Origin of the sequence: Paraburkholderia phenoliruptrix (assembly GCF_047325075.1) — a bacterium.
In the GTDB taxonomy this organism is placed as follows: domain Bacteria; phylum Pseudomonadota; class Gammaproteobacteria; order Burkholderiales; family Burkholderiaceae; genus Paraburkholderia; species Paraburkholderia phenoliruptrix.
In genome coordinates, this window is sequence record NZ_CP168531.1 from 927,897 (window position 1) to 947,844 (window position 19,948).

The following is a 19,948-nucleotide window of genomic DNA, read 5'->3' on the forward strand; positions in this document are numbered from 1 at the left end:
GCGAGAGCGCTTAGGCGTTCGGGAGGCGTCGGTTACAATAGCGTGCTTTGCGGGAAGCCGTTCCGGCGGCCCGCTCATCTCACATCCCTCACAGGAAAGCGCCGGCCAGCCGGGTTTTTCTGGCCCTCCCGGGTCTGGCGAAACGCCGGAGAAGGGGCTCTTCCAGGAATAACGCCCGCGCGGCACGACAGGCTTATGCACATCCACATCCTCGGTATCTGCGGCACGTTCATGGGCGGTCTCGCGGTCCTCGCGCGCGGCGCGGGCCACACGGTGACGGGCTGCGACGCCGGCGTCTATCCGCCCATGAGCACGCAGCTCGAGGCGCAAGGCATCCGGCTGATCGAGGGCTACGACGCGCAACAGCTGGACGGTCTGAACGCCGACCTGTTCGTGATCGGCAACGTGGTGTCGCGCGGCAATCCGCTCATGGAAGCGATTCTCGACCGCGGCCTGCCGTATGTGTCCGGCCCGCAATGGCTCGGCGAACACGTGCTGAACGGCAAGTGGGTGCTGGCCGTGGCCGGCACGCACGGCAAGACGACCACGAGCTCCATGCTGACGTGGCTGCTGGAAGACGCGGGTCTGAACCCAGGCTTCCTCATTGGGGGCGTGCCGCTGAACTTCGGCGTGTCGGCGCGGCTCACGGATTCGAGCTTCTTCGTGATCGAGGCGGACGAGTACGACACCGCCTTCTTCGACAAGCGATCGAAGTTCGTCCACTACCGGCCGAAAACCGCCGTCCTGAACAACCTGGAGTTCGATCATGCCGATATCTTCCCGGATCTCGCCGCGATCGAGACGCAGTTTCATCATCTGATTCGCACTGTGCCGCGCATTGGCCGGGTGGTGACCAATGGTCGCGAAGATGCGCTCGAGCGCGTGCTGACGCGCGGTTGCTGGAGCGAAGTGGAACGCTTCGGCGTGCAGGGCGGCTGGGAAACTCAACCTGCAGAAGACGGCGTGCCTGTCGACGAACGCTTTGCCGTGTACCACAACGCCGAGCGCGTGGGCGTGGTGGAGTGGCAAGTGCAGGGCGAACATAACCGTATGAACGCGCTCGCCGCCATTGCCGCCGCGCGCCATGTGGGCGTGCCGCCGGCGCAGGCGGCCAGGTCGCTGGCGAGCTTTCGCAACGTCAAGCGGCGCATGGAAGTGCGCGGCAGCGTGGACGGCGTGACCGTATACGATGACTTCGCCCATCATCCGACCGCGATCGACACCACCGTGGCCGGTCTGCGCGCGCGCGTGGGCCGCGACAACACGCGCATTCTCGCCGTGCTGGAGCCGCGCTCGAACACCATGAAGCTCGGCGTCATGAAGGCGCAATTGCCGGCCAGTCTCGCCGACGCCGACCTCGTGTTCGGCTACGGCGCGCCGAGCGGCCGCGACGCGCTCGGCTGGAACCTGGGCGAAGCGCTCGCGCCCTTGGGCGCCAAGGCGCAAGCCTTCGACAATCTGGACGCGCTCGTGAAAGCCGTGGTTCACGCCGCGCGCCCCGGCGACCAGATTCTCGTGATGAGCAACGGCGGTTTTGGCGGCGTGCATCAGAAGCTGCTCGACGCCCTCTCCGCGCGAGGCGCCACGTGATTCTCTATTTGCACGGTTTTCGGTCTTCGCCCAATTCTTTCAAGGCGCGCCTCCTGGCGGCGCGGCTCGCCGAACTGGGCCGCGGCGACGAATGGTGCTGCCCGATGCTGCCGGTTTCGCCGTTCGAGACGGTTGCGCTTGTGGAGTCGCTGGTGGCCGCCGCCGGGGCCGGGCACGACACCAAGCACGACACAAAGCACGACACAAAGCACGACACAAAGCACGACACCAAGCACGACCCCAGCGGCGTGACGGTGATAGGCAGTTCGCTTGGCGGCTACTTCGCCACTTATCTGGCGGAGAAGCACGGCTGGCCGGCGGTGCTGCTGAACCCGGCCGTGGTGCCGCAGCGCGACCTCAGCGCCTATCTCGGTGAGCAGCCGCTGTGGCATGGCGGCGGCAGCATCGTCGTCGAGCCGCATCATCTTGACGAATTGCGGGCGCTGAGTGTGACAGCGATCACGCGTCCCGAACGTTATTATTTGCTGGCCGCAACCGGCGACGAAGTGCTCGACTACCGCGAAATGCTCGCGCACTATCCCGGCGCGCGGACTACGCTGATCGAAGGCAGCGACCATGCGATCAGCGAATTCGCCGACTACCTCGACGACGTGCTGGCCTTCTGCGACGCCGCGCACGAAGAGCCGCCGGCGCCGCGCGAAGCGGCCTGAATACAAGGAAGCACCCGCAGCGCACCTAACCGGCGCGGCCCTGAAAGCCGGCCGTCCGACAGCGGAAACGCCGCCGGTCATCAGAATTCATGCCGCCTGCGCGCCGTGGCGCGCGGCGGATTCATCATCACGAACACGTTGCCGTGCCGCCCGCGCCGGCGCATGCAAGTCAGACGAGAGTATTGAGTGAACGTTTTCTTCGAGGAATCGGGCAGTTTCAAGGCCGGCAGCGTACTGTCGCGCCAGGGCGATGCGTTCCAGGTCGAGTTGCCGGGCGGCCGGCGCGCGAAGGTGCGCGCGAAAGACGTGCTGATCGAGTTCGAAAAACCGGGCGCGGCCGAACTGATGCAGGAGGCGGACGCCGTCGCGCAGGACATCGATCTCGACTTCCTGTGGGAATGCGCGCCCGACGAGGAGTTTCCGTTCGCCACCCTGGGCGCGGAATATTTCGGCGAGCGCTTCGGCCCGACCGAGCGCGCGGCGCTGGTGCTGCGCATGCATGGCGCGCCGGTCTATTTCCGTCGTAAAGGCCGCGGCATGTATCAGCGCGCGCCGCAGGAGCAGCTGAAAATGGCGCTCGCCGGTCTGGAGCGCAAGCGCCAACAGGCCCTCGTGCAGCAAGGCTACGAGGAAGAGCTGAAGGCCGGCCGCCTGCCCGAGGCCTTCAGCGGCAAGACGGCGCTCGCCTTGCTCACGAAGCCCGACAAAAACACCATCGAATACAAGGCGCTGGAAGCCGCGGCGGCTGCGCGCGGCATTTCGCAGGCGCGTCTGATGCTGGAATGCGGCGCGATTCCGTCGGCGCGCGCGCTGCACGAGGCCAAATTCCTCGCGGAGTTTTTTCCGCACGGCACCGGCTTTCCGGCTGTCACGCTGGGAGCCTTGCCGGACGATCTGCCGGAGGCGGAGGTCGAGGCGTTTTCGATCGACGACATTACGACCACTGAAATCGACGACGCGTTTTCCGTCGAACATCTCGCGGACGGCCGCGTGCGGATCGGCGTGCACATCGCCGCGCCGGCGCTCGGCATTCAGCGCGGCGACGAGATCGACGCGATTGCTCGCGCGCGTCTGTCGACGGTTTACATGCCGGGCGACAAGATCACGATGCTGCCCGACAGCGTCGTCGACGCGTTCACGCTCGCCGAGGGCGGCTTGCGCCCCGCGCTGTCGCTGTATGTGATCGTCAATCGCGAGACGCAGGAAATCGTTGCGAGCGAAACACGCGCCGAACGCGTGTTCGTGAAGAACAATCTGCGGCACAACACGCTCGACGAAGTCGTCACCGAAGAAGCGCTCGCCGCCGGCACGGGCGACTATCCGCACAAGGACGACATTGCCGTGCTGTGGCCGTTCGCGCAGGCGCTGTTCGAAAAGCGCCAGGCCGCGCGCGCGGGCTACGGCCTGCGCCGCGAAGTGCAGCGCAATACCGACTTCAACTTCTACGTGGACGGCGAGCACATCACGATCACCCCGCGCCGGCGCGGGTCGCCGCTCGACACGATCGTCGCCGAACTGGCGATTCTCGCGAACTCCTCGTGGGGCGCGTTTTTGCACGATCACGGCGTGCCGGGCATTTATCGCACGCAGCGCGCGTTCGGCGCGCCGAGCGGCCCCAAGCGCACGCGCATGCAGACCAATGCCGCGCCGCACGAAGGGCTCGGGGTCACGCAATACGCGTGGAGCACGTCGCCGCTGCGCCGTTATGTCGATCTGGTGAATCAGTGGCAACTGCTCGCGTGCGTGCAGCACGGCGTGACCGCGAAGCTGGCCGCGCCGTTCAAGCCGAAAGACGCCGATCTGTTCGCCGTCGTGCAAGGTTTCGACGATACCTACAGTGCCTACGCCGATCACCAGCGCCGCATGGAGTATTTCTGGTGTCTGCGTTGGCTCAAGCAGGAGAACAGGAAGCAGGTGGTGGCGTCGGTCGTGAAGGGCGATCTCGTGCGGCTCGAAGAGATTCCGCTGCTGCTGCATGTGCCGGGCCTCGGCGTGCATGCGCGCGGCACGCGCCTGCAAATGGAAGTGATGTCGATTGACGAGTTGACGGTCGAGGCATCCGTGCGTCTTCTGCATGTGCTGGATGCGCCGACTGTCACGAGCGGCAGCGAAGCGGACGAGGCCGACGAAGGCGAAGAGGACGAAATCGTCGACGCATCGGATGAAAGCGCCGAGAGCGAAGCTGAGGCACAGGCAGAAGCCGCTGTCGAGCCCGGCAGCGACGAGAATGGCGAAGCGAACGACGACAGCGACGCCGACAGCGCGCCCGGCGGCGAGGGCACGAATGCCGCCGCTGGGCAACACATCACGGAACCGGGGCGATGAGCGGTAAAGAGACGAAAGACCGTTATGCGGTGATCGGCAATCCGGTCGGCCATAGCAAATCGCCGCTCATTCACAGCCGCTTTGCCGCGCAGACGGGCGAGCCGGTCGAGTACGGCGCGTTGCTCGCGCCGGTGGACGCCTTCGTGCCGCACGTGCGCGCGTTCATCGAAGCGGGTGGCCGCGGCCTGAACGTGACGGTGCCGTTCAAGCTCGACGCGCACGCTTTCGCCGACACGCTGTCGCCGCGCGCGGCCGCGGCCGGCGCCGTCAATACGCTGCGCGTCGATTCGAACGGCGTCTACGGCGACAACACGGACGGCTTCGGGCTCGTGCGCGATATCGAGGTGAATCTCGGCGTGCCGCTGAAGGGCGCGCGCATTCTGCTGCTCGGTGCCGGCGGCGCGGCGCGCGGCGTGGTGCTGCCGATGCTCGAGCGCGTGCCGCATTCGCTCACCATCGTCAACCGCACGGGCGCGAAGGCCGAAGCGCTGGTCGACCAGTTCGCGCAGGCTGCGCGCGACGCCGGCTGCCGCCTCACTGGCGGCAACGCACGCACAATTGAGCCGGGGGCGTACGACGTGATCGTCAATGCAACGGCGGGCAGTCTGGAGGCGTCGTTGCCCGAATGCGACGACGGCGCGTTCGGCACCGGCACGCTTGCATACGACATGATGTACGGCGCGCATCCGACCGTGTTCATGGAGCACGCGCAGAAGCTCGGCGCGCGCGGCGCCGACGGCCTCGGCATGCTCGTCGAGCAGGCGGCCGAATCGTTTTATGTGTGGCGCGGCGTGCGGCCCGACGGCGCGCCGGTGCTCGCGGAACTGCGCGCGCTGTTGAGCGCGCCGTCGCACGCCTGACGCGCGAAGTTCGCGACATCACCGCATTCCCACGAGGCCTGAGACCACGATGACAGCAACGCGGCGCGCGAGCCGGCCCGGTCCGGCGCGATGGATCGGTTATGGGGTCGCCGTGCTGGTGTTCGCGTGGCTCGCGACACAGGTGTATTACTTCGCGCAGATCGCGGTGTGGAACTACGTGAATCCCCGTTCGACGGCTTACATGCGCTCGGACGCGTGGCGCCTGTCGCGCGAGCGGCCCGATCTCGCGATCCGGCGCACGTGGGTGCCGTATGAGCAGATCTCGCGCAATCTGAAGCGGGCAATCATTGCCTCGGAAGACGCGAACTTCGTCAACAACAACGGCTACGAAACCGACGCGATTCTGCAGGCGTGGGAGCGCAACAAGACGAAGGGCAAGATTGTGCGAGGCGGCTCGACGATCACGCAGCAACTCGCGCGCAACCTCTTTTTGTCGCGCGAAAAGAGCTATATCCGCAAGGGGCAGGAACTGATCATTACGTGGATGCTGGAGACCTTGATGGACAAGGAGCGCATCTTCGAGATCTACCTGAATTCCGTCGAGTGGGGCAATGGCGTGTATGGCGCCGAGGCGGCGGCGCGGTATTACTACAGGACGTCGGCGAGCGCGCTGACGGCGGCGCAGTCAGCGAGGCTCGCGGTGATGCTGCCGCAGCCGAGGTATTTCGATGAGCATCGCGGGTCGAGGTATCTGGCGGCGAGGTCGCGGGTGATTGCCGGGAGGATGGGGGCGGCGGAATTGCCCGAGTGAGCCTGCGGCGCGCTTTTGGTTTTTTCTTGTTTTAAATCCCTTGGCCTTTCCTTGAGAAATCCCTTGGCCTTTCCTTGAGAAATCCATTGGCCTTTCCTTGAGGTCACGGTGGTCTATTAGTGTTGCCCCTGTGCGGGGCGGCACTTACTTTCTTTGCCGCCGCAAAGAAAGTAAGCAAAGAAAGCGGGCTCCAACCGCCAGCTCATAAGTGGGGCCCTCGCTTGGAGGGGGCAGTGGTGCATCTGGAATCCGTGCCCTCGCACACTCCGCGTGCGTGACAAGGCAGTCATGCTTCCGGCGGCGCTGCGCGCGCCGCAGCGGTCGTTCTCAACACCGCCCTCCATTGAACCGCTCCCAGTTCTGTTTGGTTTCCTGATCATTTTGTGGGTCAGTTGCGCCGGTCCCTGACCAGGACACGCGCCGATTGCGCCCCACATTTCAGCGCCGCCTCGCCAAACCCCTGAGCACCTCGCCGAGGCGCAGCCGATGGCTCCACCGCGCGTAATCGCGAGCGACTGGGTTGGGCCCGACCCTTCCGGCGAGCACGCAGTGCGAGGTGGGAAGCATGACTGCCTTGTCACTAGCGCGGAGTGTGCGAAAACACAGATTCCAGATGCACCACTACCCCCTCCAAGCCAGGGGACCCACTTATAAGCTGGCGGTGTGAAGCCGCTTTCTTTGCCTACTTTCTTTGCGGCATGCAAAGAAAGTAGGTGCCGCCCCGCACAGGGGCAACACCAATAGACCACCGTGAACACAAGGAAGGCCAAGGGGGCAAGCCAAGCGCAAGGCAACAAAAAATCCCATTATCTGACCACACCCATCACATATTGGAGCTTTCTCAAAAACCGCCCTACAATCGATTCCAACAAGCAGACACCGCTCTGCAAGAGCAAAAAACAAAACGGAGACAAAGCCAAATGCCGACCCGAACCGCCAGGCAGCACCTCCGCGCCCGCACCGTCGCGCGCACTCAAGGCCCGCTCTCCGGCCCCGCGCTGTAAGCGCAGAAACCACCGAAAAGCGAATCGCCATGAACAAAGCGATGCCCCATCACGCCGAAAGCCCGGCCGAAGCCGATCTGGCGCCGCGTGCCGATCATGCATCGAGCGCCGCGCCGCGTACGACGGCTGCAGCGGCCGCAGCGAGCGCGAAAGCGCCCCGCGCCGCGGCGCAGCCCGCCGTCGTCAACGAAATCGCGCTGCCGAGCACGTTGCTCGACATCACGCCGCAACAGGCCGGCACCCAGACGCTTCTGCGCGGTCTCGCGATTCTCGAGGCGGCCGCCGCCGGCGTGCGCGATCTGCGCACCTTCGGCGCGGCGCTCGGCACGACGCGCAGCACGACGCATCGGCTGGTGAGCAGCCTCGTGCAGGCGCGCTACCTGCGCCAGGTGCAAGGCGGCTATCTGCTGGGTCCCAAGCTGATCGAACTCGGCACGATCGCGCTCGAGCAGATGCCGCTGACCGCAGTCGCGCGTCCGCATCTCGAATCGCTCGCCGAACAGACGCTCGACACCATTCACCTCGGCGTGCGCGACGGCGACGACGTGCTCTATATCGACAAGATCCCCGGCACGCGCGGCCTCGAAATGCGCTCGCGCGTCGGTCACCGCATGCCGCTCGCGTCGACCGGCATCGGCAAGGCCATGATGCTCGACCTCAAGCCCGAGCTCTGGCAGTCGCTTTTCGACGCCTCGCGCCGCGCGCTCGCGAGCGTCACGTTCAAACCCGACAACCGCCCGGACGCGCAGACCTTCATGCAGCGCATGACGAACTACGCCGCCGGCGGCTACACGTTCGACCTGGAGGAGAACGAAGCGTCGATCCGCTGCGTCGCGGCTCCGGTGCGCGATGCGTCGGGCGCGATCGTCGCGGCGCTGTCGGTGGCGAGCACGATTCCCTACATGTCGCTGGAACGCATGGACGAGCTCATTCCGGTGGTGCAGCGCGAAGCGCGCGCGATCTCCGAAGAACTCGGCTGGCGCGCCCCGCAACCCACAACCCGCAGGATCAAGCGATGAAACAGGCGGGTTCTCCCACTCCGTCGAACGCAGAGGTCGCAGCCGGCGCCGCTGGAGTCAACGCAAAACCGGGCGCCGACGCAGAACGCAGCGGTCAGGCGGCCCTGATTGGGCTCGACTGGGGCACGACGTCGCTGCGCGCGTATCTCTACGACGCGTCCGGCAACGTGCTGGCGACGCGCGCATCGACGGCCGGCATCATGAATCTGCCGCGCAGCGCCGATCAGGGCGGTTTCGACGCGGCTTTCGAGGACGCCTGCGGCGCCTGGCTCGATGCCGCGCGCGGCACGCCGGTGATTGCGGCCGGCATGGTCGGCAGCGCGCAAGGCTGGCTCGAAGCGCCCTATGTGGAAACACCCGCGAGCGCCGACGCGCTCGCGGCCGGCATCGTGCGTGTGCAGGCGGCGTGCGGCGCGACGCTGCACATCGTGCCCGGCGTACTGCAACGCGGCGAATTGCCCAACGTGATGCGCGGCGAAGAAACGCAAATCTTCGGCGCATTGGGTCAGGACCTCGACCGCAGGGACGACGGCAAACGCGCACTGATCGGCTTGCCCGGCACGCACGCCAAATGGGCCGTGGTGCAGGGCGGCCGCATCGAACGTTTTCATACTTTCATGACCGGCGAAGTGTTCGGCGCACTGCGCGAACACACAATTCTCGGACGCACGATGGTCACGCCGGATCGTCCGGATTCCGAATCGTTTTTGCGCGGCGTCGCCATCGCTCGTGAAAAGGGACAGGCGGGCGTGCTCGCCACGGTCTTCAGTTCGCGCACGCTCGGTCTGACGGGGCAACTTTCGCGCGAGCAGCAGCCCGATTATCTGTCCGGCCTCCTGATCGGGCACGAGCTGGCTGGCCTCGAGGCCGTGCTTGCGCAGCAGCACAGTTCGCTCGCGGGCCAGAGCCTGCGCCTCATCGGCAACGAGGCGCTGTGCGAGCGCTATCGCGTCGCGCTCGCGCAGTTCGGCTGCACCCAGGCCGAGCTCGTCAGACATGCGACCGAGCGCGGCTTGTGGCGCGTCGCCTCAGAGGCGGGGCTCGTCAAGCCGGCCGCCCACGCGGCGCGCGCCGGCGAGGCCGCCGCGCCGTCATCCACGAAATAGGGAACCGACATGCAACCTCACATCAATCTGCCCGCTCCGTACATGCCGCATGCGGGTCTGATCGCGGCGTTCGAGGCATGTCCGCTGATCGCGATCATGCGAGGCGTGACGCCCGCCGATGCGGCCGAGCACGGTCAGGCGCTGTATGAAGCCGGCTTTCGCATCGTCGAGGTGCCGTTGAATTCGCCGCAGCCGTTCGACAGCATCGCCGCAATTCGCAAGGCGCTGCCCGCCGATGCGATCGTCGGCGCGGGGACGGTGCTGCATCCGAGTTTCGTCAAGGACGTGAAGTCCGCGGGCGGCGAACTGATCGTCATGCCGCATAGCGACCCGGAAGTGGTCGGCGCCGCCAAAGCGCAAGGCATGGCGTGCGCGCCTGGCGTGGCGACGCCGACCGAGGCGTTCATCGCGCTGAAGAACGGCGCCGACGTGCTGAAGATGTTCCCCGCCGAGCAGCTCGGCTGCCAGGTCGTGAAGGCGTGGCGCGCGGTGATCGCGGCGCAGGTGCCGCTCGTGCCGGTCGGCGGCATCACGCCGGACAACATGGGGCCGTTTCTGAGCGCGGGCGCCAATGGCTTCGGGCTCGGTTCGGCGCTGTACAAGCCCGGCCAGAGCGCGGCCGTGACGGCCTCGCACGCGAAGGCGTTCATCAACGGATTGCGCATTGCTCGCGCGGGTGCAAAGAAATGACACGGCTTGCCGGCAAAGTCGCCTTGGTCACCGGCGCCGGCCGCGGCATCGGCGCGGCGATCGCGCTTGCGTTTGCTCGCGAAGGCGCGGCGGTGGCGCTTGCCGAGCTCGACATCGACACGGCGCGGCAAACGGCCGAGCAGATCCGCTCGGAAACCGGTGCACGCGTGCTCGCCGTGCAGACCGACGTGACGCGATCGGCCTCGGTTCAGCACGCCGTGAGCGAAGCGGAGCGCGCGCTCGGCCCCGTCGACGTGCTGGTGAACAACGCGGGCATCAACGTCTTTTGCGACCCGCTCACGATGACCGACGACGACTGGCGCCGCTGCTTCGCGGTCGATCTCGACGGCGTCTGGAACGGTTGCCGCGCGGTGCTGCCGGGCATGGTCGAGCGCGGCGCGGGCAGCATCGTGAATATCGCGTCGACGCATGCGTTCAAGATCATTCCGGGCTGCTTTCCGTATCCCGTCGCGAAGCACGGCGTGATCGGCCTCACGCGCGCGCTCGGCATCGAGTACGCGCCGCGCAACGTGCGCGTGAATGCCATTGCGCCGGGCTATATCGAAACGCAACTGACGCACGACTGGTGGAATGAGCAGCCCGATCCGGCTGCGGCAAGACAGGCCACGATCGATTTGCAGCCGATGAAGCGCATTGGCCGCCCGGAAGAGGTGGCGATGACAGCGGTTTTCCTCGCATCGGACGAGGCGCCCTTCATCAACGCGACCTGCATCACCGTGGACGGCGGACGCTCGGTTCTGTACCACGACTGAAGAAGACAACGCAGCACCGTTTCACCGGACGACGCGCTGGCCGCGTGTGTCACAACCGGTACAAGAAGACGCGGCCGATACCTTCTCGTTATCAATTAGTCAGGAGACACACAACATGAAACGCAGAATTTTCCTCACGCTGGCAGCAGCGGCGGCGGGTGTGCTTTTCAACGCACCGGTCGCGCAAGCCGCCGACCCGGTCAAGATCGGTTTCCTCGTGAAGCAGCCGGAGGAACCGTGGTTCCAGGACGAATGGAAGTTCGCCGAAATCGCCGCCAAGGAAAAGGGCTTCACCCTCGTGAAGATCGGCGCGCCGTCGGGCGAAAAGGTGATGAGCGCTATCGACAACCTGTCGGCGCAAAAGGCGCAGGGCTTCGTGATCTGCACGCCTGACGTCAAGCTCGGACCGGGCATCGTCGCGAAAGCGAAGGCCGACGGCCTGAAGATGATGACCGTCGACGACCGTCTCGTGGACGGCGCGGGCAAGCCGATCGCGTCGGTGCCGCATATGGGCATCTCCGCGTACAACATCGGCAAGCAGGTCGGCGACGGCCTCGCCGCCGAAATCAAGAAGCGCGGCTGGGACATGAAGGACGTCGGCGCGATCGACGTGACGTACGAACAGCTGCCGACCGCGCATGACCGCACGAGCGGGGCCACCGACGCACTGCTCGCCGCCGGCTTCCCGAAGGCCAACGTGATCGCCGCGCCGCAAGCAAAGACCGACACGGAAAACGCGTTCAACGCCGCCAACATCGCGCTCACGAAGAACCCGCAGTTCAAGCACTGGGTGGCGTACGGCCTGAACGACGAAGCCGTGCTCGGCGCGGTGCGCGCAGCGGAAGGCCGCGGCTTCAAGGCCGACAACATGATCGGCATCGGCATCGGCGGTTCGGATTCGGCGCTGAACGAGTTCAAGAAGCCGAACCCGACGGGCTTCTTCGGCACGGTCATCATCAGCCCGAAGCGTCACGGCGAGGAAACCTCCACGCTGATGTACGACTGGATCACGCAAGGCAAGGCACCGCCCCCGCTCACGCTGACGACCGGCATGCTGGCCACGCGTGAGAACGTCGGCGAAGTGCGCGAGAAGATGGGTCTGGCTTCCAAATAAGCGCAACGCAACGAAGTGAACTGCCGGCGCGCCGCGTTTTTAGAGCGGCTGCGCCGGCAACAGCAAAGATCGACAGAGGAGGCGAAGTGTCAGCGACGCTACGTTTTGACAATATCGGCAAAGTCTTTCCAGGCGTGCGTGCGCTCGACGGTGTGTCTTTCGACGTCAACGTCGGCCAGGTGCACGGCCTGATGGGCGAAAACGGCGCGGGGAAGTCGACCCTGCTGAAAATTCTCGGCGGTGAATATCAGCCCGACTCGGGCCGCGTGATGATCGACGGAAAAGAAGTGCGCTTTACGAGCGCCGCTTCGTCGATTGCGGCCGGGATCGCGGTGATTCACCAGGAACTGCAATACGTGCCCGATCTCACGGTCGCGGAAAACCTGCTGCTTGGCCAGTTGCCGAATTCGTTCGGCTGGGTCAACAAGCGCGACGCCAAGCGCTTCGTGCGCGAGCGTCTGGAAGCAATGGGCGTCGCGCTCGATCCCGACGCGAAGTTGCGCAAGCTCTCCATCGCGCAGCGGCAGATGGTGGAAATCTGCAAGGCGCTTTTGCGCAATGCGCGCGTGATTGCGCTCGACGAACCAACCAGCTCGCTGTCGCATCGCGAGACGGAGGTGCTGTTCAAGCTGGTGCGCGATCTGCGCGCCGACAACCGCGCGATGATCTACATTTCGCATCGCATGGATGAGATCTACGAGCTATGCGACGCCTGCACGATTTTCCGCGACGGACGCAAGGTCGCCTCGCACGCGACGCTCGAAGGCGTCTCGCGCGACACCATCGTCAGCGAAATGGTGGGGCGGGAAATTTCGGACATCTACAATTATTCGCCGCGGCCGCTCGGTGAAGTGCGCTTTGCGGCGAAGGCGATCGAAGGCCACGCGCTGTCCCAGCCGGCCAGCTTCGAAGTGCGGCGCGGCGAGATCGTCGGCTTTTTCGGACTCGTGGGCGCGGGCCGCAGCGAACTGATGCATCTCGTGTACGGCACCGAACACAAGAAGGGCGGCGAACTGCTGCTCGACGGCAAGCCGATCCGCGTGAAGAGTGCGGGCGAAGCGATTCGCCACGGCATCGTGCTGTGTCCGGAAGACCGCAAGGAAGAAGGCATTGTCGCGATGGCGACGGTATCGGAGAACATCAACATCAGTTGCCGGCGCCATTATCTGCGCGCGGGCGTGTTCCTCGACCGCAAGAAAGAAGCGGAAACCGCGGACCGTTTCATCAAGCTGCTGAAGATCAAGACGCCGAGCCGCCGCCAGAAAATCCGCTTTCTGTCGGGCGGCAATCAGCAGAAAGCAATTTTGTCGCGCTGGCTCGCCGAACCGGATCTGAAAGTGGTGATTCTCGACGAGCCGACGCGCGGCATCGACGTCGGCGCGAAGCATGAAATCTATAACGTGATTTATCAGCTCGCCGAACGCGGCTGCGCGATCGTGATGATTTCGTCGGAACTGCCGGAAGTGCTCGGTGTGTCCGACCGCATCGTCGTGATGCGCCAGGGCCGGATTTCCGGCGAGCTCGCCCGCAAGGATGCGACGGAACAAGCGGTGTTGAGCCTCGCGTTGCCGCAAAGCTCGACCGCACTGCCAGGAACTGCCGCTCAACAGGCGGCCTGAACATTATTGGACGCAAGTCCGGCAACCCGTGGGGAACGGGAGGAGTCTTCAAATGCAAGCTAGAGAAAACCTCGCGCAACAGGCCGCCAAGAGCGCCGCCGACGCGCTGATTCCGCAGACGAGCGACAAGGCGAAGTGGTGGCAGCAGATCACCGAGTACAGCCTGATTCTCATCTTCCTCGTGATGTTCGTGACGATGTCGCTGACCGTCGACCACTTCTTCTCGATCGAGAACATGCTCGGCCTCGCGCTGTCCATTTCGCAGATCGGCATGGTCGCGTGCACGATGATGTTCTGCCTCGCGTCGCGCGACTTCGATCTTTCCATCGGCTCCACCGTCGCGTTTGCCGGCGTGTTGTGCGCGATGGTGCTCAACGCGACCGACAACACGTTCATCGCGATCGTTGCGGCGGTGGCGGCCGGCGCGGTGATCGGCTTCGTCAACGGCGCCGTGATCGCGTATCTGCGCATCAACGCGCTGATCACCACGCTCGCGACCATGGAAATCGTGCGCGGCCTTGGCTTTATCGTGTCGCACGGCCAGGCTGTGGGCGTGTCGTCGGATACGTTCATTGCGCTCGGCGGCCTCAGCTTTTTCGGCGTCTCGCTGCCGATCTGGGTCACGCTGCTGTGCTTTATCGTGTTCGGCGTGATGCTCAATCAGACTCTGTATGGCCGCAATACGCTCGCCATCGGCGGCAATCCGGAAGCGTCGCGCCTCGCCGGTATCAATGTGGAGCGCACGCGCGTCTACATCTTCCTGATCCAGGGCGCGGTGACCGCGCTCGCCGGTGTGATTCTGGCCTCGCGCATTACGTCAGGCCAGCCGAATGCCGCGCAAGGCTTCGAGCTGAATGTGATCTCCGCGTGCGTGCTGGGCGGCGTGTCGTTGCTCGGCGGCCGCGCGACGATTTCCGGCGTGGTGATCGGCGTGCTGATCATGGGTACCGTCGAGAACGTGATGAATCTGATGAACATCGACGCGTTTTATCAGTACCTCGTGCGCGGTGCGATCCTGCTCGCCGCCGTGCTGCTCGACCAGCTGAAGAACCGCGGGTCGCGCGACTGATCCCGTGACTCAACCCTTCATCCCGCTTTAATAAAGGAATCGAACGATGTCGTCTCCGGCCAATGCAAACGAGCGCCTCGCGAACAACGCATTCGCGCGCTACCCGAGTCTTGTCGACCGCACCGTGCTGATCACGGGCGGCGCGACCGGCATCGGCGCATCGTTCGTCGAGCATTTCGCGGCGCAAGGCGCGCGCGTTGCGTTCTTCGATATCGACGCGACGGCGGGCGAAGCACTCGCCGACGAACTCGGCGACTCGAAACACAAGCCGCTTTTCCTGCCGTGCGATCTGACGGACATCGACGCGCTGCAAAAGGCGATTGCCGACGTGAAAGCCGCCATCGGCCCGGTCCAGGTGCTCGTGAACAATGCCGCGAACGATAAGCGTCACAGCATCGGCGAAGTCACGCGCGAATCTTTCGACGCCGGCATCGCGGTGAACATCCGTCACCAGTTCTTCGCGGCGCAGGCGGTCATGGAGGACATGAAGGCCGCGAAAAGCGGCTCGATCATCAACCTCGGCTCGATCAGCTGGATGCTGAAGAACGGCGGCTATCCCGTCTACGTGATGTCGAAGTCCGCGGTGCAAGGTTTGACGCGCGGTCTCGCACGCGACCTCGGCCACTTCGATATTCGTGTGAACACGCTCGTGCCCGGCTGGGTGATGACGGAGAAGCAGAAGCGCCTGTGGCTCGACGACGCAGGGCGCCGCGCGATCAAGGAAGGCCAGTGCATCGACGCGGAACTGCAGCCCGCCGACCTCGCGCGCATGGCGCTGTTCCTCGCCGCCGACGACAGCCGCATGATCACCGCGCAGGATATCGTCGTGGACGGAGGTTGGGCGTGACGGCCACCGTCGCTGCGGGCGCCACCACGCGCACGTCGCGCGCCGCGCTCGTCGTCGACAGCAAGTGCACGTTGGGCGAAGGCGCGACATGGTGCGCGAAGACCGGCCGCTTCTACTGGACGGATATCGAAGGCGCGCGTTTGTGGCGCTACGATCCCGCGGACGGCCGCAGCACCTCATGGGCGATGCCCGAGCGCCTCGCCACCTTCGCGCTGTGCGCGGATCCGCATTACCTGTTGCTCGGCCTCGCGTCGCGGCTCGCGTTTTTCGATCTGGCGACGGGCGAAACGCGTCATATCGTCGACGTCGAGCCGGGTCTGAACACGCGCGTGAACGACGGCCGCTGCGACCGGCAAGGGCGTTTCGTGTTCGGCACCAAAGACGAAGGCTCGCCGTTGCAGGCCATCGGCGGGTTTTACCGGCTCAATCGCGACCTCACGCTCGAGCGTTTGCCGCTGCCCGCGCCTGCCATCTCGAACAGCATCGCGTTCAGCCCGGACGGCGCGACGATGTATTACTGCGATTCGCCGACGCGTGAAATCCGCGCCTGCGACTACGGCGCAGACGGCAGTGTCGCCAACGATCGCCTCTTCACGCGCCTTGCCGATGCCACCGGCGAGCCGGACGGCTCGACCGTCGATCGCGACGGCGGCCTGTGGAACGCGCAATGGGGCGGTGCGCGCGTCGTGCGTTATGGCGCGGACGGCGTCGAAACCGAGCGCGTGGAGGTGCCGACGGTGCAACCGAGTTGCGTCGCGCTGGGCGGCGCGCAGTTGGGCACGCTGTACATCACGAGCGCGCGTGTCGGTCTCGACGCAGCCGCGCTTGCCGCGGATTCGCGGGCGGGCGGCGTGTTTATCGCGACGCCGGCGCGGCGCGGTTTGTCCGAGCCGGTTTTTCTCGGCGCGCCGGTGTAGCGCGAGCGGTGCATGAACGCTGCGTGGCTCCCACGGCAGCGTGAAGGAGCCGGGCCGCAGCGGCGAGTCCGGTGCAGGGTCGAGGTTCGCCATATCGAGCAGCAAGACCGGAAGTCAAGCCGGCGACAAGTTGGCAGCGAAGTCGGCAATGAAGATGCAATGCAGTTGGCCATGTAGTTGACGACAAAGGTGTCGATAGCGGCGGCAATCAGCCGGCGCAGCAACCCGAGTTCGGACCAGAGGCGACCGGTTCAGGACAATCGCCCGACAAGTATCCGCCATCCATGACGGCAATGTGCCAAGCCTCTCGAAGGAGCCAGATATGAGTGTTGCGAATCCTGTTTCCGCCTTTCCTCAGAGTGCACAGACCTCACCGGGCGCCCAAAGCCGGCGTGCCCGACTCGCGGCGGCGGCCAATCCGGTGATGCCGGGGCCGAGCACCTCGGCGGTCGCCGTGGGTGACAGCCCGGCCGGCGACGTCGCGTGTGTCACGCTGGCCAATGCGCAGTTGCGGCTCGACGTCGCGCCGACGCTCGGCGGCGGTATCACGCGCTTCGACTGGCGCGACGACGGCGCGCTCACGCCGATTTTCCGGCGCTGCCGCCATGTCACGGCCGACACGCATCCGAACGAACTCGCCTGTTATCCGCTGCTGCCGTATTCGAACCGGATTGGCGGCGGCCACTTCAATTTTGCCGGGCGACGCGTCGACGTGGCGCGCAATCGCCCGGACGAGCCCTTGCCCATTCACGGCGACGGCTGGCAGTCCGCCTGGCAGGTCGCCGACTCGGACCGCGAGTATGTGCGCCTGACGCTCGATCGGCGCGACGGCAAGCCGTACTCGTTTCGCGCGGCGCAAACCTACAAGCTCGACGGGCCGTCGCTCGTCATTACGCTCGAAATTGAGAACACGGGCCGCGATGCTTTGCCTTTCGGACTCGGCGTGCATCCGTTTTTCGTGCGCGACGCGGACACGGAGCTCTCGGCGGCGGCCGGCGGCTTGTGGCTCACCGGCGACGACTGGCTGCCGGTCCGTCACGTGCAGGCGCCGCCCGCGTGGCAGTTCGGCGTGGCGTATCCATTGCCGGAGACCATCGTCAATCATGCATTCACCGGCTGGAGCGGGCAGGCAGCCGTGGTGTGGCCGAAGCGCCGGCTGTCGCTGAACATTGCCGCCGACACGGACTACTACGTGCTGTACACGCCGCCGGGCCAGGACTTCTTCTGCTTCGAGCCCGTGGATCATCCGATCAACGCGATGAATCTGGCGGGCGGCGCGTGCGAAAACGGCATGACGCAGCTCGGGCGGGGCGAGCGGCTAACGCGCACGTTCCGCTTTACGGTCGAGCGCACCGGCTTGCGGTCGATGCCGGGCGCGCGCGGAACGCGGCGCCGGCAGTAGGAGGTGGGCGCTCCCGCGGCGGGCCGTCGCGCCGGGCAGGTAAAATACGCGCCTCACCCGATTACCGGCTCGCCGCGAGACCCACCATGTCCAATTTCATCCAGACACTCAACGACGCCTGGCAGCGCACGAACTCGCTGTTGTGCGTCGGCCTCGATCCCGAGCCCAGCAAGTTTCCCGGCGCGCTCGCGGGCCGGCCCGACGCGATCTTCGACTTCTGCCGCGAGATCGTCGACGCGACCGCGCCTTACGCCTCCTCGTTCAAACCGCAGATCGCCTACTTCGCCGCCCATCGCGCGGAAGATCAGCTCGAGCATTTGATCGCACATATCCATGCGCGTCATCCCGGCTTGCCGGTGATTCTGGACGCAAAGCGCGGCGACATCGGCAGCACCGCCGAGCAATACGCGCGCGAGGCGTTCGAGCGCTACCAGGCGGACGCGGTGACGGTCAATCCGTACATGGGCTTCGATTCCATCGAGCCGTATTTGCAGCATGCAGGCAAAGGGGTGATCGTGTTGTGCCGCACGTCGAACGCGGGCGGTTCCGACCTGCAATTCCTGGAGACGGGCGGCCGGCCGCTTTACCAGGTCGTCGCGCAACTCGCCGCAGAGAAGTGGAACGCGAGCGGCCAGCTGGGTCTCGTCGTCGGTGCGACTTTTCCGAAAGAGATTGAGGTGGTGCGCGGCATCGTCGGCGATATGCCGCTGCTCATTCCGGGCATCGGCGCGCAGGGCGGCGACGTGCAGGCGACCGTCAGCGCCGGCCGCACCGCGAACGGCACGGGCATGCTGATCAACTCGTCGCGCGCAATTATCTATGCGGGCAAGGGCGAGGATTTTGCTCAAGCGGCGGCGAAGGCCGCGATGGAGACGCGCGACAGGATCAACGCGTTTCGCTGATCGCGCTGTCGGGCGGCGAAGTGAGGTGGCGAGGTCAGGCTGTGAAGTCAGGCGACGGAGCGAGGCTGCGAAGTCAGGTGGTGGAGCGAGGCTGTGCTGTGAAGTCAGGCGACGGAGCGAGGCTGCATACCAGGCGCCAAAGTCAGCCGGTGCCACGAGGCCGCGCGGCGGCCGGCGCAATTCACCTTTCCGCAGTCTGAAGTCAGAGCCGAAGCCGCCTCAAACCGCGGCCGGTCCTAACCGCCCGATTAACCCGGCATGCTCCGGGTAGTCCGCCTGAAGCGTTTGCACATCGGCGATTTCGAACTCGCTGAACTCGAAACCCGGTGCGACCGTGCAGCCCACGAGCGCGAAGCTCGCCGGGTCCGCGCATTCCGCCGCGAACCACAAACCGGCGGGCACCACGGCCTGGAACACCGCGTCGCGATGAATCAGCGCATTGCCGAGCTTATGCGTGACCAGCTTGCCGGCGCCGTCGAGCACGTGCACGTTGAGCGGCTCGCCCGCATAAAAATGCCAGACCTCGTCGGATCGGATCCGATGCCAGGCCGAATGCGCGCCGTCGCACAGCAGGTAGTAGATCGCGGTGGAGGCCGAACGCGACGGCGCCTCGCCATGAGCGCGGCTCACGCGCTCCGCCGACCGATACGTCTCGCTGAAATATCCGCCTTCCGGATGCGGCTTCAGATCGAAGCGGCGAATCAACTCGTCTTTCGCTGCACGGGAATCCGGCATGCGTTTTTCCCTCTTGCTGACCCAACGGTCAATGTTCGCGCTCGTCGAGCAGCGCAAGCACGCCGCGCAGCGCGTGCGCCGCGGCCTGCACGCGAATCTGCTCGCGGTCGCCCTTGAAAATCTTCGTTTCGACGGATGTGTGCAGCCGGTTGCTCCAGCCAAACGACACCATGCCGACCGGCTTCGTCTCAGTGCCGCCGCCCGGGCCCGCGACGCCCGTGATCGACAGCGAGACTTGAGCGCGGCTGTTGCGCAGCGCGCCTTCGGCCATGGCGCGGGCCACCTGCTCGCTGACCGCGCCGAATTTTTCGATCATGTCCGCCGGCACGCCGATCATTTCGCTCTTCGCCTGATTCGAATAGGTGACGAAGCCGCGCTCGAACCAGCCGCTGCTGCCGGAGATGTCGGTAATCGCGGTCGCGACCATGCCGCCCGTGCACGACTCGGCCGTGACGAGCATCAGGCGCTCGTCGCGCAGACGGTTGCTCACGCGGATCGCGAGCTGGTGAACGACGGAATCGGTAGGCATGACG

18 protein-coding genes are annotated in these 19,948 nt (G+C 65.5%); 16 read left to right on the forward strand and 2 right to left on the reverse strand.

Annotated features, from left to right (window positions below; translation table 11 throughout):
• Positions 1–195 precede the first annotated feature (195 nt).
• The 16 genes from mpl (at position 196) to pyrF (ending at position 18,680) form a co-directional block, all read left to right on the forward strand.
• Entirely contained in the window at positions 196–1,590 is a 1,395-nt protein-coding gene (gene mpl, locus ACEN8U_RS16300) for a UDP-N-acetylmuramate:L-alanyl-gamma-D-glutamyl-meso-diaminopimelate ligase (RefSeq protein ID WP_015003775.1), read from the forward strand.
• The gene (locus ACEN8U_RS16305) at positions 1,587–2,261 is read left to right on the forward strand and encodes a YqiA/YcfP family alpha/beta fold hydrolase (protein WP_310107270.1); all 675 of its coding nucleotides are present in this window, start codon (positions 1,587–1,589) and stop codon (positions 2,259–2,261) included. The genes mpl and ACEN8U_RS16305 overlap by 4 nt, the downstream gene beginning before the upstream one ends.
• A 186-nt stretch (positions 2,262–2,447) precedes the next feature.
• Entirely contained in the window at positions 2,448–4,586 is a 2,139-nt protein-coding gene (locus ACEN8U_RS16310; protein ID WP_015003773.1) for a ribonuclease catalytic domain-containing protein, read from the forward strand.
• Complete coding sequence (gene aroE / locus ACEN8U_RS16315) at positions 4,583–5,446, forward strand: shikimate dehydrogenase (protein WP_015003772.1); 864 nt, start codon at positions 4,583–4,585, stop codon at positions 5,444–5,446. Before ACEN8U_RS16310 ends, aroE begins: the two co-directional genes overlap by 4 nt.
• A gap of 49 nt (positions 5,447–5,495) precedes the next feature.
• Positions 5,496–6,218 carry a monofunctional biosynthetic peptidoglycan transglycosylase gene (gene mtgA / locus ACEN8U_RS16320; protein ID WP_013589643.1) on the forward strand — a complete coding sequence of 241 codons (723 nt, stop codon included), beginning with the start codon at positions 5,496–5,498 and terminating at the stop codon, positions 6,216–6,218.
• A 1,033-nt stretch (positions 6,219–7,251) separates the two neighbouring features.
• A complete protein-coding gene (locus tag ACEN8U_RS16325) occupies positions 7,252–8,241 on the forward strand; it encodes an IclR family transcriptional regulator (RefSeq protein ID WP_015003771.1) in 990 nt (329 codons plus the stop codon).
• On the forward strand, positions 8,238–9,347 hold the full coding sequence (locus tag ACEN8U_RS16330; RefSeq protein WP_015003770.1) for a 2-dehydro-3-deoxygalactonokinase: 1,110 nt from the start codon (positions 8,238–8,240) through the stop codon (positions 9,345–9,347). The genes ACEN8U_RS16325 and ACEN8U_RS16330 overlap by 4 nt, the downstream gene beginning before the upstream one ends.
• 9 nt (positions 9,348–9,356) lie before the next feature.
• Positions 9,357–10,037: a 2-dehydro-3-deoxy-6-phosphogalactonate aldolase gene (locus ACEN8U_RS16335; RefSeq protein ID WP_015003769.1), complete on the forward strand. Its 681-nt coding sequence runs from the start codon at positions 9,357–9,359 to the stop codon at positions 10,035–10,037.
• Positions 10,034–10,810, forward strand: coding sequence for an SDR family oxidoreductase (locus tag ACEN8U_RS16340; RefSeq protein ID WP_015003768.1), 777 nt, complete (start codon positions 10,034–10,036; stop codon positions 10,808–10,810). Before ACEN8U_RS16335 ends, ACEN8U_RS16340 begins: the two co-directional genes overlap by 4 nt.
• Before the next feature lie 115 nt (positions 10,811–10,925).
• A complete protein-coding gene (locus ACEN8U_RS16345) occupies positions 10,926–11,924 on the forward strand; it encodes an arabinose ABC transporter substrate-binding protein (RefSeq protein WP_013589637.1) in 999 nt (332 codons plus the stop codon).
• An 86-nt stretch (positions 11,925–12,010) separates the two neighbouring features.
• Positions 12,011–13,543, forward strand: coding sequence for an L-arabinose ABC transporter ATP-binding protein AraG (gene araG / locus ACEN8U_RS16350; RefSeq protein ID WP_013589636.1), 1,533 nt, complete (start codon positions 12,011–12,013; stop codon positions 13,541–13,543).
• 52 nt (positions 13,544–13,595) lie between these two features.
• The gene (gene araH / locus ACEN8U_RS16355) at positions 13,596–14,612 is read left to right on the forward strand and encodes an L-arabinose ABC transporter permease AraH (RefSeq protein WP_015003767.1); all 1,017 of its coding nucleotides are present in this window, start codon (positions 13,596–13,598) and stop codon (positions 14,610–14,612) included.
• Between the two features lie 46 nt (positions 14,613–14,658).
• Complete coding sequence (locus tag ACEN8U_RS16360; RefSeq protein WP_015003766.1) at positions 14,659–15,459, forward strand: SDR family NAD(P)-dependent oxidoreductase; 801 nt, start codon at positions 14,659–14,661, stop codon at positions 15,457–15,459.
• On the forward strand, positions 15,456–16,376 hold the full coding sequence (locus ACEN8U_RS16365) for an SMP-30/gluconolactonase/LRE family protein (RefSeq protein ID WP_041746397.1): 921 nt from the start codon (positions 15,456–15,458) through the stop codon (positions 16,374–16,376). Before ACEN8U_RS16360 ends, ACEN8U_RS16365 begins: the two co-directional genes overlap by 4 nt.
• Positions 16,377–16,698: 322 nt before the next feature.
• Complete coding sequence (locus ACEN8U_RS16370; protein ID WP_013589632.1) at positions 16,699–17,778, forward strand: aldose 1-epimerase; 1,080 nt, start codon at positions 16,699–16,701, stop codon at positions 17,776–17,778.
• An 86-nt stretch (positions 17,779–17,864) separates the two neighbouring features.
• Positions 17,865–18,680 carry an orotidine-5'-phosphate decarboxylase gene (gene pyrF, locus ACEN8U_RS16375; RefSeq protein ID WP_015003763.1) on the forward strand — a complete coding sequence of 272 codons (816 nt, stop codon included), beginning with the start codon at positions 17,865–17,867 and terminating at the stop codon, positions 18,678–18,680.
• A gap of 219 nt (positions 18,681–18,899) precedes the next feature.
• Here the strand turns inward: pyrF and ACEN8U_RS16380 are convergent, their stop codons facing one another.
• Positions 18,900–19,415, reverse strand: a complete 516-nt coding sequence (locus ACEN8U_RS16380) for a cupin domain-containing protein (RefSeq protein ID WP_015003762.1) — start codon at positions 19,413–19,415, stop codon at positions 18,900–18,902.
• Positions 19,416–19,443: 28 nt separating this feature from the next.
• A complete protein-coding gene (locus ACEN8U_RS16385) occupies positions 19,444–19,944 on the reverse strand; it encodes a CinA family protein (protein ID WP_013589629.1) in 501 nt (166 codons plus the stop codon).
• Between the last annotated feature and the right edge of the window lie 4 nt (positions 19,945–19,948).